We start from the raw sequence: 13,243 nt of genomic DNA, 5'->3' as shown, positions 1-13,243 counted from the left end.
CACAACCCCTGCCGCATCCCACTGGACGACGGGTCGAGGGGGGAGTTTCCTGGCATACGGGGGGAGTGCGAGCGCACTGTCACGGGGGCCAAGGAATCGGGCAAGAGGAAACTCTCTGCGGATTGGGGCGCTTACTTATGACACCTACGCTCGTGCGGCAGCACCTGCCTCACGCGGGGGCCGCACCCCGCGTGGACCGGAGTGCACGCGCGCGTGACTGGTCCGAGATCCAGGAGCGGATGCTGGTGCCGCTCTACGAGGCCGTCTACGAGCGACTGGACGTGGGTCCTGCCACGCGGCTGCTCGGCCTCGGCTGCGGTTCCGGACTCGCCCTGCTGATGGCCGCCGCCCGGGGAGCGGCGGTCACCGGTGTCGACGCATCCCCCGAAAGAATGGCCCTCGCCCGGGAGCGGCTGCTCCCCGAGGCCTCGGGCACACACGCGCGTACGGACACCCGGCTGGTCGACGGGTCGGCCCGGGACGCCGCCCGGCCCGGCGCCGCGGGCTACACCCTGGTGACGGCCTTCGAGCCGATCGGGTGCCTCGCAGGCGACGCGGAGGGTCTGAGCGGTGAGCTGGCGGAGGCGGCGCCGCTCGCCGAGCGGGGCGCCGCGGTGGTGCTGGCGGGCTGGGGCCCGCCGGAGCGCTGCGCGACGGCGTCGGTGATGCGGGTGGCGACGAAGCTGGCGGAGCCGGAGCGCGCCCCGGGCAGCTGGCGTCCGGCCTCGCGCGACGACCTGGAGGACGTCGCCCGGCGGGCCGGGCTGAAGCCGGACGGCTCGGGGCGGGTGGCCTGCCCCTTCGGCTACGCCGACGTGGACAGCGCGGTGCGCGGGCTGAAGTCGACGGGGCTGTTCGACGCGGCGATGACGGCGACGGACCAGGTGCAGGTGGACAAGGAGCTGTCCGAGGCGCTGCACCCGCACCAGCGGCAGGACGGCACGGTCTGGATGCCGAACGTGTTCCGCTACCTGATCGCCCGGACACCCTGACGCGCGTCCGGGAGTCCGGGCGTCCGGGGAGTCCGCGCCTTCGGGCATCCGGGCATCCGGGGAGTCCGGGTCTCCGGGCCCCCGGGCGGACAGCCGAGAGGGCGCCCCTTCGGGTGAAGGGGCGCCCTCGGCGTCGTCGGACGGACGGGCCGTCAGCCCATGAACTTCTTGAACTCGTCGGGGAGTTCGAAGTCCTTGCCGCCCTGCTGGGGCAGGCCGAACGCGCCGCCGCCCTCGGCCGCGGCCGCGCGGCGGGCCGCGGCCTCCTGCTCCTGCTGCTTGCGCTTCATCGGGTTGCCGGAGCGCTGCTTGCCCTTGGCCTGCTTCTGCTTCTTCTTCGCCCGGCCGGGACCGCCACCCATGCCCGGCATCCCGGGCATCCCCGGCATGCCGCCGCCCTGGGCCATGCGGGACATCATCTTGCGGGCCTCGAAGAACCGCTCCACCAGGTTCTTCACCGCGCTGACCTCGACACCGGAACCCCGGGCGATACGGGCGCGGCGCGAGCCGTTGATGATCGTCGGGTCCTGGCGCTCGCCCGGGGTCATCGACTTGATGATGGCCGCCGTGCGGTCGACGTCCCGCTCGTCGAGGTTCTGGATCTGCTCCTTCATCTGGCCCATGCCGGGCAGCATGCCGAGCAGCTTGGAGATGGAGCCCATCTTGCGGACCTGCTCCATCTGGGCCAGGAAGTCGTCCAGGGTGAAGTCCTGGCCCTTCTTGGACGCCAGCTTGGAGGCCATCTTCTCGGCCTCTTCCTGGCTGAACGTCTTCTCCGCCTGCTCGATCAGGGTGAGCAGGTCACCCATGTCGAGGATGCGGGAGGCCATCCGGTCCGGGTGGAAGGCGTCGAAGTCGTCGAGCTTCTCGCCGTTGGAGGCGAACATGATCGGCTTGCCGGTGATCTGCCGGATCGACAGGGCGGCACCACCGCGGGCGTCGCCGTCGAGCTTGGAGAGCACCACGCCGTCGAAGCCGACGCCGTCGCGGAAGGCCTCGGCGGTGTTGACCGCGTCCTGGCCGATCATCGCGTCGACGACGAAGAGGATCTCGTCCGGGGAGACGGCGTCGCGGATGTCCGCGGCCTGCTGCATCATCTCCTGGTCGATGCCGAGCCGGCCGGCGGTGTCCACGATCACGATGTCGTGGACCTTGGACTTGGCGAAGTCGATGGAGTCCTTGGCGACCTTGACCGGGTCACCCACGCCGTTGCCCGGCTCCGGGGCGTAGACGGCGACGCCGGCGCGCTCGGCGACCACGCTGAGCTGGTTCACGGCGTTGGGGCGCTGGAGGTCGCAGGCGACGAGCAGCGGCGAGTGGCCCTGCTCCTTCAGCCAGCGGCCGAGCTTGCCCGCCAGGGTGGTCTTACCGGCACCCTGCAGACCCGCCAGCATGATCACGGTGGGCGGCTGCTTGGCGAAGCGCAGCCGCCGGGTCTCGCCGCCGAGGATGGTGACCAGTTCCTCGTTGACGATCTTGAGGACCTGCTGGGCCGGGTTCAGCGCCCGGGAGACCTCGGCGCCGAGCGCGCGCTCCTTGACGTTCTTGATGAACGTCCGGACGACCGGAAGCGCCACGTCCGCCTCGAGCAGCGCGATGCGGATCTCGCGCGCCGTGGCGTCGATGTCCGCCTCGGAGAGCCGTCCCTTGCCGCGCAGGTTCTTGAAGGTCGCTGAGAGGCGATCGGAAAGAGTATCGAACACGGCGCTCGCGGTCCTCGGGGTCGGAGACAGACGGGGGAATCGCCCTCCAGGGTATCCCGGCGTGACAAGTCGCCGGGTCGCCCTCACCCCCGCAGTGTCTCCTCCAGCTTCCGCGCCACCGCGGCGGCCTCGTCACCGGGCAGGGGCGTGCCCTGCGGGCCGGTGACGTAGAAGGCGTCGACGGCGTTGGCGCCGAGGGTCGACACGTGGGCGCTGCGCACCCGGACGCCCGCGTCCTCCAGGGCGCGCCCGATGCGGAACAGCAGGCCGGGGGCGTCCTGGGAGCGGACCTCGATCACGGTGGCCAGCCGGGAGGCGGCGGGGTGGACCGACACCCTCGGCGGCGGCGCGACCACGCCCCGGCGGCGGGGGTAGGCGGCGTCCCGTTCGGCGAGGCGGGCGGCGATGTCCAGCGAACCGTCCAGGGCCCGGACCAGGTCCGCGCGCAGCCGGGCGGCCTGCGGCAGGGACCCGTACTCGGCGGCCACCCGCCACTCCAGCAGCAGCACGGAGCCGTCGACGCCGTCCGGCAGGGTCAGCGAGCGCAGCTCGGCGGTGCGCACGGTCAGCCGGTGCACGGCGAGGACACCGGCCACCGCGGGCAGCACCCCGGGCTGGTCGGGGACGGCGATGAGCAGTTCGACGCCGAGCGGCTCGGGGTCGCCGGAGGGTTCCTGCCCGGCGGGCGGCTCGGTCTGGGCGCGCAGGGCCAGCACGGGGCCGCCGGTGGCGGCCGCCTCCAGGGCGAGGCGTTCCTGCTCGGTGGTCGGCGCGGCCTCCTCGGGGTCGGCCGGCGCGTCCCCGGAGAGGACCGCCGACACGCGTTTGACCAGGTCGGCGACGAGGGAGCCGCGCCAGGACGACCAGGCGGCCGGGCCGGTCGCGAGGGCGTCGGCCTCGGTCAGCGCGTGCAGCAGCTCCAGGGTCCCCTGGGAGCCGACGGCGGCGGCGACCGCGCGCACGGTGGCCGGGTCGTCCAGGTCGCGCCGGGTGGCCGTGTCCACGAGCAGCAGGTGGTGGCGTACCAGGGTGGCGACGACCGTCACGTCGTGGTGGTCGAAGCCGATGCGGGCGGTGACGTCCTTGGCGATGATCTCGCCGGCCACCGAGTGGTCGCCGGGCCAGCCCTTGCCGATGTCGTGCAGCAGCGCGGCGACCAGCAGCAGGTCGGGGCGGCTGACCCGGCGGGTGAACTCCGACGCGCGCACCGCGGTCTCGATGAGGTGCCGGTCGACCGTCCACAGGTGCACGGCGTTGCGCTGCGGGCGGCAGCGGACCCGCTCCCAGTCGGGCAGCAGCCGGGTGACCAGCCCTTCCGCCTCCAGCGCCTCCCAGACCTCGACGGTGGGGCGGCCGGAGCCGAGCAGGGTGACGAGCTGTTCGCGGGCCTCGGCGGGCCAGGGGTTGGGCAGCGGGCGGACGGTGGCCGCGAGGCGCCGCACCGCGTGCAGGGACAGCGGGAGGCCGGCCTGGGCGGCGGCGGCCGCGGCGCGCAGCGGCAGGACGGGGTCGCGCTCGGGACGGGCGGCGCGGGCCAGCACCACCTCGCCCTCCTGCTCGACCACGCCTTCGGCCAGCGGGGAGCGTTCGGTGCCGGGCTTGCCTCCGCCGAGCATGGCGCGCAGCCGGGGCCGCACGGCACGCGAGCGCAGCACGCGCCCCACCTCGCGCCAGGTGACGTCGCTCGCGTACGAGACGAGCCGGGCCGCCTCGTAGACCTGGCGCAGCAGGGTGTCGGCGTCGAGCAGTCCGAGTCCGGCGGCCACCTGGTCCTGCTCCTGGAGGGCGAGCCGGTCGGTGGCCCGCCCGGTGGCCAGGTGCAGGGCGTCGCGGACGTCGAGGAGGCGGCGCCGGGCGTCGGCGAGGCCCTCGCGCGGGGCGTCGGCGAGCCAGGAGGCGGCGACGGCCCGCAGGGCGGTGGCGTCGCGCAGCCCGCCGCGGGCCTCCTTCAGGTCGGGCTCCAGCAGGTACTGCAACTCGCCCTGCCGTGCGGCGCGCTCGGCGCACAGTTCCTGCAGTTCGGGCAGGCGCTTGGGGGCCTGGTTGCGCCAGTCGGCGAGGACGGCGGTGCGCAGGCTCGCGGTGAGGCCGAGGTCGCCGGCGAGGTGCCGGGCGTCCAGCAGGCCGAGGTGCACCTTCAGGTCGTCGGCGGCGGTCCTGCGGGCCTCGGCCGGGGTGCGCACCGAGTGGTCGAGGTCCAGGCCCAGGTCCCAGACGGGGTACCAGAGCCGGTCGGCGAGGGCGGCGACGGCCCCGGTGTCGCTGCCGTCGTGCAGCAGGAGCAGGTCGAGGTCGCTGCGCGGGGACAGTTCGCCGCGTCCGTAGCCGCCGACGGCGATCAGGGAGGCCCCGCGCAGTCCTTCGGCGCCCGCGGCGAACAGGTCCGCGAGCCAGCGGTCCGTCAGCTCCGCCAGGGCGGCACGGCGCGGCGGCCCGGGCCGCGCCTCCTCGGTGAGGAGGCGCAGCCGGGCCGCCGCGTAGCCGCCGGGTCCCGAGTCCTCTGCTTCTTTCCGCACGTCCGTACCCGTCACCCGGCGACTCCTGTTCGTGTGCCTGTCTGGAAGGCCGTCAGAGCGCGTCGGGACCGCGCTCGCCGGTCCGGACCCGTACGGCCGTGTCGACCGGGAGGGACCAGACCTTGCCGTCACCGATCTTGCCGGTGCGGGCGGCCTTCACCACGACCTCGATGAGCTGTTCGGCGTCCTCGTCCTCGACCAGGACCTCGATGCGGATCTTGGGGACGAGGTCGACGGTGTACTCGGCGCCCCGGTAGACCTCGGTGTGGCCCCGCTGGCGGCCGTAGCCGCTGGCTTCGGTGACCGTCAGGCCGTGCACTCCGAAGGCCTGCAGGGCCTCCTTGATCTCGTCGAGCCGGTGCGGCTTGACGACTGCGGTGATGAGCTTCATGCGTCCACCTTCTTGCTCGCGGCTGCGGCGACGGGGGCCGTGACGGCCGTCTTGGCGGCGCCGCCACCGGCACCGCTGAAGTCGTATGCGGTCTCGGCGTGCTCGGCCTGGTCGATGCCGGTGATCTCGTCGTCCTCCGGCACCCGCATGCCGATGGTCTTGTCGAGGACGAAGGCCAGGATCGCGGAGACGACCAGAGAGTAGGCCAGCACCGCGAAGACACCGGCGCACTGCTTCCAGAACTGGGCCAGGCCGCCGCCGTAGAAGAGGCCCTCGACGGTGGACTGGCCCTTGCCGCTGGCGAAGAGGCCGATCAGCAGGGAGCCCACGATGCCGCCGACCAGGTGGACGCCGACGACGTCGAGGGAGTCGTCGTAGCCGAACTTGTACTTCAGGCCGACGGCCATGGCGCACAGCACACCGGCGATGGCGCCGACCGCGATCGCGCCGAGCGGGGTGACCGCGCCGCCGGCGGGGGTGATGGCGACCAGGCCGGCGACCGCGCCGGAGGCGGCGCCCAGCGTGGTGAACGCGCCGTGGCGGATCTTCTCGTAGGCGAGCCAGGCGAGCATGGCCGCGGCGGTGGCGACCTGCGTGTTGACGAACATCAGCGCGCCCACGCCGTCGTCGTTGCCGAGCCAGGAGCCGGCGTTGAAGCCGAACCAGCCGAACCACAGCAGACCGGCGCCGAGCATGACCAGGGGCAGGCTGTGCGGGCGCATCGGGTCCTTCTTGAAGCCGATGCGCTTGCCGATGACCAGGATGACGCCGAGTGCCGCGGCACCCGCGTTGATGTGCACGGCGGTACCGCCGGCGAAGTCGATGACGCCCAGCTCGAAGGCCCACCCGCCGGCGCCCCACACCCAGTGCGCGACCGGGAAGTAGACGACCGTGGCCCACAGGGTGATGAACAGCGCCCAGGCGCTGAACTTCACGCGGTCCGCGAGGGCACCGCTGATCAGGGCCGGGGTGATGATCGCGAACATCAGCTGGAAGACCAGGAAGACGAACACCGGGATGGTGTAGCCGTCCCACAGCTCGGTCAGGCCGATGTCGCTCAGGCCCACCCAGTCGGAGTTCCAGCCGATGAGGCTGCCGGAGTCGGTGCCGAACGCCATGGAGAAGCCGTACAGCACCCACAGGACGGTGACGATCCCGAGGCTGATGAAGCTCATCATCAGCATGTTCAGGGTGCTCTTGACGCGGACCATGCCTCCGTAGAAGAAGGCCAGGCCCGGGGTCATGAGCATCACCAGGGCGGAACAGATGAGCATGAACCCTGTGTTCGCGGCAGAGAGCTTGGGCGCCTCTGCGGCAAGGGTGATGGCTGGTGCCATCGGCGTCTCCTCGTCTTGGTACGGCCCCGTGCGGGCGAAGCCTCGAGCGGATTGAGGGGTGGGCCGGTTATGCGCCACGAGATTGGCGCAGCGCGGTTTCGGTGGAGGCCCCTCGTTGTTTCGCCGCCGTGACGAAGGCGCGTGGCGTGTTACGCGTCGGTGAACTTCCGGACCCGGGATGCGCCGGTCGCCGCCGGGGCGCATCCTGCGGTTTGCACGGTCCCGGGAGACACGGGCCGGCCGCGGCCGGCCTTCCGATGACCTGGCATGGGGGAGCCGAGTCGGGCAGTTCGGGAGGGCCGGCCGCGGCCGGGGTCTGGGGGTCGGGCGGCTGGTCAGACCGCTTCGGCGGTCTCGGGCAGTTCGGCGGCGAGCCGCTCGGTGAGGTCGACGACTTCTCCGAGGTCACCGAAGTCGCGTGCGGCCGTGTCGACCGTCTTGCGGATCCGGGTGTTGACCCGCTCGGAGCGCACCTTCTTGGCGACCTGCATCGCCTGGGAGGCGAGGACCGTGCTCTGCTCGGGCTCGCGCCGGAGCAGGTGCACCGTGGCCATGCCGATCAGGTTCAGCGCGTAGGACCGCTGGTGCTCGCCGTCCTCGGCGAACAGCTCCACGGCCCGCTTCATCAGGGGTTCGGCCAGCGAGGCGTAGGCGGGGCTGCGGCCGGCGACGTAGGCGAGGTCGCGGTAGGAGTGGGAGTTCTCGCCGTACAGCTCGGCCTCGGAGAAGAAGCGGATCCAGTCCGGGTCCGGCTCGTCCCACTCGTCGGCGTCGGCGAAGGTGTCCTCGGCCATCCGGACGGCCCGTTTGCACTTGCCGGGCTGGCCCATGTTGGCGTAGGCGCGGGCCTCCATCGCATACAGCATCGACTGGGTGCGCGGGCTGGCGCAGTCGCGGCTGCCGTACTGCGCGAGGTGGATCAGCTCCAGGGCGTCGTCGGGCCGTCCCAGGTGGATCATCTGCCGGCTCATGCTGGACAGCACGTAGGACCCGAGGGGCCGGTCGCCGGCCTCCTTGGCGGCGTGCAGCGCGAGCACGAAGTACTTCTGGGCGGTGGGCTGGAGCCCGATGTCGTACGACATCCATCCGGCCAGCTCGGCGAGTTCGGCCGCGACCTTGAACAACCGGCGGGTGGTGTCCTCCGGTTGGGGCTCCTGGAGCAGGTCGGTCACCTCGTGCAGCTGGCCGACGACGGCCTTGCGGCGCAGGCCGCCGCCGCACTGGGCGTCCCACTGGCGGAACATCACCGTCGTGGACTCCAGCAGGTCCAGCTCGGGCCTGGAGAGCCGGCCGCGGGCGCGCCCGGGTCCGGACGCCGGGCCGGGCTCGGAGCGCGGGGCCGCCGGCGAGGGGACGAGCCAGCGCTGCATGGGCTCGATGAGGGCCGGGCCCGCGGACAGGGCCAGCGAGCTCCCGAGGAAGCCGCGCCGCGCCAGCATCAGGTCGCTGCGCGAGAACTCGCTGAGCTGTGCCACGGTCTGCGGGCCCGTCCACGGCAGGTCGACGCCGGTCGCGGAGGGCGACTGGCGCGCGGTGCGCAGTCCCAGGTCCTCGACGGAGACGACGACGCCGAAGCGCTCCGAGAACAGCTCGGACAGGATCTTGGGGATGGGCTCGCGGGGGTTCTCGCCGTCGAGCCAGCGGCGCACGCGGGAGGTGTCCGTGGAGATGTGGTTGGCGCCCAACTGCCGTGCTCTGCGGTTGACCTGGCGGGCCAGCTCGCCCTTGGACCAGCCGCTGCGCACGAACCAGGAGGCGAGCAGCTCGTTCGGGCGCTTCTCAGTGTGCGTCGCGCTCGCAGCGTTCGTCCCGCCTCCGCCGTTGCCGCTCACTGGAACGCCCCCACTCCCTGGACCACTTGCCGCCGAGTGCGCCAAGCCCTAACAGCATGCCGGTTCGTACGGCCCTCCGTCCGGCCCTTGCCACCCTTCGAACGGAACGACGACTTGCCACCGGCATACCCACACGTGCATGTGCCCCCAGGGCTCGTGCACACAAAGTAGTCCTACGATCACCCGTCCAGCCACGGCTCACACGGAAACGCCACCATTCGCCACCCCATCGAATGAACTCCCGTACGGCCCCGCACGATTCACTTGACACAGCACGACCAGGAGCGGGTGCAGCGACGCACGCGAGGGCGCGCGTCGCCGGGCACACCACCCCGGTCGCTTCCGGGCGCCGAGTGGAACGGGCGGCACCGGGAAGCCGGAGACAGAGAGTCACGCGTCGCGTCCGCTGCGTAACCACCGCTGCGTCGCACCCGTTGGAGGGGGCATGGGCTTCACGATCGGCATCAGCCGGGGCATGCGCGACATCCGGACCGGCTCGCGCCGCCGCAGCCGCACCTCGGACGGCACCGCCGTCGCCGAGTACACCGGCCTGTGGGGCTGGGACGTGGTGCCCGGCGCCCGGGCGTCGGCGGGTGCCTGCTCCTGCGGCCGCCGCGACTGTCCGGCTCCCGGTGCGCACCCGCTGCACTTCGCGCCCGTCCTCCCGGCCGGGGCGACGCTGGACGAGGTGAGCGAGGTCTGGGGCGAGTTCCCCGGCGCGTCGGTGATGCTGCCGGTGGGCCGGGCGTTCGACGTCATCGAGGTGGCCGAGCCCGCCGGCTGCCGTGCGCTGGCCCGGCTGGAGCGCATGGGCCTGCCCGTCGGCCCGGTGGCGGCCACGCCCGACGGCCGTGCCCACTTCTTCGTCGCGCCGGGTGCCGCCGCGGACCTGCCCGGTCTGCTCTACCGCATGGGCTGGGACGACCCGGCCGCCCTCGATCTGCGCGGCCTGGGCCCCGGCACGCACATCACGGCCCCGCCGTCCGACCGCGGCGGCCTCGGCCCGGTCCGCTGGCTCCGCTCCCCCGCCCTGGACTCGGCCTCGCGCCCGCCCGAGGCCCGGCTGGTGCTCGGCACCCTGGCGTACGTGGCACACCGGTCACGGGCCTGACGGCGGCCCGGACACGAGCGAAGCGCCCGTCCCCGACTGCACCTCGGGGGCGGGCGCTTCTCGCGCACACACGGATTCTCGCGGGCGGTTCCTCGGTGAGGGCCGAGGTCACTCCCCGATAAGGGCGTCAACGAACGCCTCCGGCTCGAACGGCGCGAGGTCGTCCGCGCCCTCGCCGAGCCCGATGAGCTTGACCGGGACGCCCAGCTCGCGCTGGACCGCGACCACGATGCCGCCCTTGGCCGTGCCGTCCAGCTTGGTGAGCACGATGCCGGTGATGTCCACGACCTCGGAGAAGACCCGGGCCTGGACGAGGCCGTTCTGGCCGGTGGTGGCGTCCAGGACCAGCAGCACCTCGTCGACCGGGGCCTGCTTCTCCACGACGCGCTTGACCTTGCCCAGCTCGTCCATCAGACCGGTCTTGGTGTGCAGACGCCCGGCGGTGTCGATGAGCACGACGTTCGCGCCCATCTCCTTGCCCTCCTTCACCGCGTCGAAGGCCACGGAGGCGGGGTCGCCGCCCTCCGGTCCGCGCACGGTGTAGGCGCCGACGCGCTCGCCCCAGGTCTGGAGCTGGTCGGCGGCGGCGGCCCGGAAGGTGTCGGCCGCGCCGAGGACGACGCTCTGGCCGTCGGCGACCAGGACGCGGGCGAGCTTGCCGGTGGTGGTGGTCTTGCCGGTGCCGTTGACGCCGACGACCATCACGATCCCCGGCTTGCGGTCCTCCGGCTCGGTCTTCAGGGCGCGGTCCATGTCGCGGCCGACCAGGGTGACCAGTTCCTCGCGCAACAGGGTGCGCAGCTCCTCGGGGGTGCGGGTGCCGAGCACCCTGACCCGTTCCCGCAGGCGCTCGACGAGTTCCTGGGTGGGCTGCACGCCGACGTCGGCGGTGATGAGGGTGTCCTCGATCTCCTCCCAGGTGTCCTCGTCGAGGTGCTCGCGGGACAGCAGGGTGAGCAGGCCCTTGCCCAGGGCGTTCTGCGAACGGGAGAGCCGGGTCCGCAGCCGGACCAGACGGCCAGCGGTGGGTTCCGGGATCTCGATCTCGGGGGCGGGCGGCTCCTCGATGACGACCGGAGCCGAGCCGTCCGGAAGATCCACCTCCTCTATCGTGCGCCGCGGTTCCTCCCGCGGCGTCTCGGCCTCGTCGCCGACGTGCGGCTCGGCCGGTGGGGCGGTGATGTCGGGCGCCGCGGGCGGGGGCGGCGGCAGCTGCTTCTTGCGCCGGCTGCCGACGATGAGCCCGCTGAGCGCGCCGAGCACGACCACGGCGATGACTACAGCAAGGATGACGATGTCCATAACGCGTCCAGTATCAGTCATGGGCCCCCCGGTCACCCTGCTCGCACCGCCCCGGAGAGCCGGGGCCGCCGGATCTCCACACCCCCGGAGGTCTCACGCACCGTCAGGCGTCGTCCCCGGGCACCCGCCGTCGGGGCAGGCGGCGGTCCGGCGCGGTGATCCACCGGGGCCGTGCGCCGGCCGCTCGACGCGTCTGCGCGCGAACCGGACGGACGGCTGCGGATGCTCGGCGTCCCCGGAGGCACGACGGCTCAGGCGGGTCCGGGTCCGGCGGACCGTGGTGCCCGAGCCGGAGGGTGCGTGCGGCGGGCACCTCCTGCCTGCCGATGCCGGCCGCAGGGGACCCGGAGGCCGAGGGCGGCGGCGTCCGGTGGGACGGCAGACCGCCGCCCCGGGCAGTGGCCGAACCGGGGCGGCGGCGGGTCACGGGGAGAGGGGCAGCGGGGACTTGGCCCTTCCCCCCGAGCGGGCGGGACGGGCTCAGCCCATCTCCTCCAGGGACTTGCCCTTGGTCTCCTTGACGAACTTCAGCACGAACGGGATCGAGAGCGCGGCGAAGGCCGTATAGATCACGTACGTCGCGGAGAGGTTCCAGTCGGCCAGCGACGGGAAGCTCGCGGTGATGGCCCAGTTGGCGATCCACTGCGCGGCGGCGGCCACACCCAGGGCGGCGGCGCGGAGCCGGTTGGGGAACATCTCACCGAGCATCACCCAGACGACCACACCCCACGACAGGGCGAAGAAGAGGACGAAGATGTGCGCGGCGATCAGGGCGATCCAGCCCTGCGCGGCCGGCAGCTTGCCGTCGACGAGGTGGTAGGAGAACGCCCAGGCCTCCAGCGCCAGGCCGACGACCATGCCGACCGAGCCGATGATCGCCAGCGGGCGTCGGCCGATGCGGTCGACGAAGATCATCGCGATGACGGTGCCGACGATGTTGATGATCGACGTGGTGAAGGAGTAGAAGAACGAGTCCGTCGGGTCGACGCCGACCGACTGCCACAGCGTCGAGGAGTAGTAGAACGCGACGTTGATGCCGACGAACTGCTGGAAGACCGACAGGCCGATGCCGATCCAGACGATCGGCTTGAAGAAGAAGCTGCCCCCGAGCAGGTCCTTGAAGCTGGAGCGGTGCTCGCTCTTCATGGCGCCCTCGATCTGGGCGACGCGGGCGTCGAGGTCGACGTCCTTGCCCTCGACCTCGGCGAGGATCTCCCGGGCGCGCTCGTGCTTGCCGACGGAGATCAAAAAGCGCGGGGACTCGGGGATCGCGAAGGAGAGCAGACCGTACAGGACGGCCGGGACGACCATGACGCCCAGCATGACCTGCCAGGCCTCCAGGCCCATCAGCTTGCCGCGCTGGTCGCCGTCGGCGGCGTTGAGCAGACCCCAGTTGACCAGCTGCGACACGGCGATGCCGATGACGATCGCGGCCTGCTGGAAGGAGCCGAGCCGGCCGCGGTAGGCGGGCGGGGCGACCTCGGCGATGTAGGCCGGGCCGATCACGGAGGCCATGCCGATGGCGAAGCCGCCGACGACCCGCCAGAAGGCGAGATCCCACAGCGCGAACGGCAGCGCGGAGCCGACGGCGCTGATGGTGAACAGGACCGCGGCGATCTGCATGCACCGGATGCGGCCGATGCGGTCGGCTATGCGGCCGGCGGTCGCGGCGCCGATGGCGCAGCCGATGAGGGCGATGGCGATGACCTGGGCGAGGGCCGCGGAGCCGACGTCGTAGCGGTCACGGATGGCCTCGACGGCGCCGTTGATCACGGAGCTGTCGTAGCCGAACAGGAAACCGCCCATCGCGGCCGCCGCCGCGATGAAGATGACGTGCCCGAGATGATCGGGATGAGCCGTTCCGGCTCCTGACTTGGGTGCCTGCGCTGTGCTGGTCACGTGTACTCCTCGGGCCACCGGCAACGTCGCCGGAGGGGGGTCAGCCCTTCGAGGTGCCACCTGAAGGTACCTGAAGGTAAAAGGAACGTTGCCGAGACTATGCCTTCAAGTTTCGAAGTCAATAGGGGGCAGCTGTGATCCAGTCGCAGCAGTGTGAGGG

9 protein-coding genes are annotated in these 13,243 nt (G+C 72.3%); 2 read left to right on the top strand and 7 right to left on the bottom strand.

Annotation, left to right across the window (positions count from 1 at the left end; translation table 11 throughout):
• Positions 1-137: 137 nt before the first annotated feature.
• Positions 138-992 (top strand): methyltransferase domain-containing protein, encoded by an 855-nt coding sequence (locus tag ACFYWG_RS20440; protein WP_383506150.1) that lies wholly within the window; start codon positions 138-140, stop codon positions 990-992.
• 152 nt (positions 993-1,144) lie between these two features.
• Here ACFYWG_RS20440 and ffh read toward each other — a convergent pair whose 3' ends face one another.
• The 5 genes from ffh to ACFYWG_RS20415 all read right to left on the bottom strand — a co-directional run bounded on the left by ffh (position 1,145) and on the right by ACFYWG_RS20415 (position 8,771).
• Positions 1,145-2,695: a signal recognition particle protein gene (gene ffh, locus ACFYWG_RS20435; RefSeq protein WP_376332052.1), complete on the bottom strand. Its 1,551-nt coding sequence runs from the start codon at positions 2,693-2,695 to the stop codon at positions 1,145-1,147.
• 83 nt (positions 2,696-2,778) lie between these two features.
• A complete protein-coding gene (locus ACFYWG_RS20430; protein WP_389202600.1) occupies positions 2,779-5,226 on the bottom strand; it encodes a [protein-PII] uridylyltransferase in 2,448 nt (815 codons plus the stop codon).
• 37 nt (positions 5,227-5,263) lie between these two features.
• Positions 5,264-5,602 (bottom strand): P-II family nitrogen regulator, encoded by a 339-nt coding sequence (locus ACFYWG_RS20425; protein WP_333937169.1) that lies wholly within the window; start codon positions 5,600-5,602, stop codon positions 5,264-5,266.
• Positions 5,599-6,939, bottom strand: a complete 1,341-nt coding sequence (locus ACFYWG_RS20420; protein ID WP_376332049.1) for an ammonium transporter — start codon at positions 6,937-6,939, stop codon at positions 5,599-5,601. Before ACFYWG_RS20420 ends, ACFYWG_RS20425 begins: the two co-directional genes overlap by 4 nt.
• Positions 6,940-7,274: 335 nt before the next feature.
• The gene (locus ACFYWG_RS20415; protein WP_389202597.1) at positions 7,275-8,771 is read right to left on the bottom strand and encodes a hypothetical protein; all 1,497 of its coding nucleotides are present in this window, start codon (positions 8,769-8,771) and stop codon (positions 7,275-7,277) included.
• Between the two features lie 445 nt (positions 8,772-9,216).
• On the opposite strand from ACFYWG_RS20415, the gene ACFYWG_RS20410 reads away from it, so the two are divergent.
• A complete protein-coding gene (locus ACFYWG_RS20410) occupies positions 9,217-9,882 on the top strand; it encodes a bifunctional DNA primase/polymerase (RefSeq protein ID WP_376332047.1) in 666 nt (221 codons plus the stop codon).
• Positions 9,883-9,990: 108 nt separating this feature from the next.
• Here the strand turns inward: ACFYWG_RS20410 and ftsY are convergent, their stop codons facing one another.
• Both ftsY and ACFYWG_RS20400 read right to left on the bottom strand, forming a co-directional pair.
• Positions 9,991-11,184 carry a signal recognition particle-docking protein FtsY gene (gene ftsY / locus ACFYWG_RS20405; protein WP_383508063.1) on the bottom strand — a complete coding sequence of 398 codons (1,194 nt, stop codon included), beginning with the start codon at positions 11,182-11,184 and terminating at the stop codon, positions 9,991-9,993.
• Positions 11,185-11,664: 480 nt separating this feature from the next.
• Complete coding sequence (locus ACFYWG_RS20400; protein ID WP_376332044.1) at positions 11,665-13,083, bottom strand: sugar porter family MFS transporter; 1,419 nt, start codon at positions 13,081-13,083, stop codon at positions 11,665-11,667.
• Positions 13,084-13,243: the final 160 nt, after the last annotated feature.

Origin of the sequence: Streptomyces sp. NPDC003456 (assembly GCF_042878735.1) — a bacterium.
Taxonomy (GTDB): domain Bacteria; phylum Actinomycetota; class Actinomycetes; order Streptomycetales; family Streptomycetaceae; genus Streptomyces.
This window is presented reverse-complemented; position numbering and strand designations above follow the sequence as displayed.

Bases quoted from the DNA above. Each gene is read 5' to 3' on its own strand.
- ACFYWG_RS20440 (WP_383506150.1), top strand. From the start codon at position 138: ATGACACCTACGCTCGTGCGGCAGCACCTGCCTCACGCGGGGGCCGCA.
- ACFYWG_RS20410 (WP_376332047.1), top strand. From the start codon at position 9,217: ATGGGCTTCACGATCGGCATCAGCCGGGGCATGCGCGACATCCGGACC.
- ACFYWG_RS20420 (WP_376332049.1), bottom strand. From the start codon at position 6,939: ATGGCACCAGCCATCACCCTTGCCGCAGAGGCGCCCAAGCTCTCTGCC.
- ftsY (WP_383508063.1), bottom strand. From the start codon at position 11,184: ATGGACATCGTCATCCTTGCTGTAGTCATCGCCGTGGTCGTGCTCGGC.
- ACFYWG_RS20425 (WP_333937169.1), bottom strand. From the start codon at position 5,602: ATGAAGCTCATCACCGCAGTCGTCAAGCCGCACCGGCTCGACGAGATC.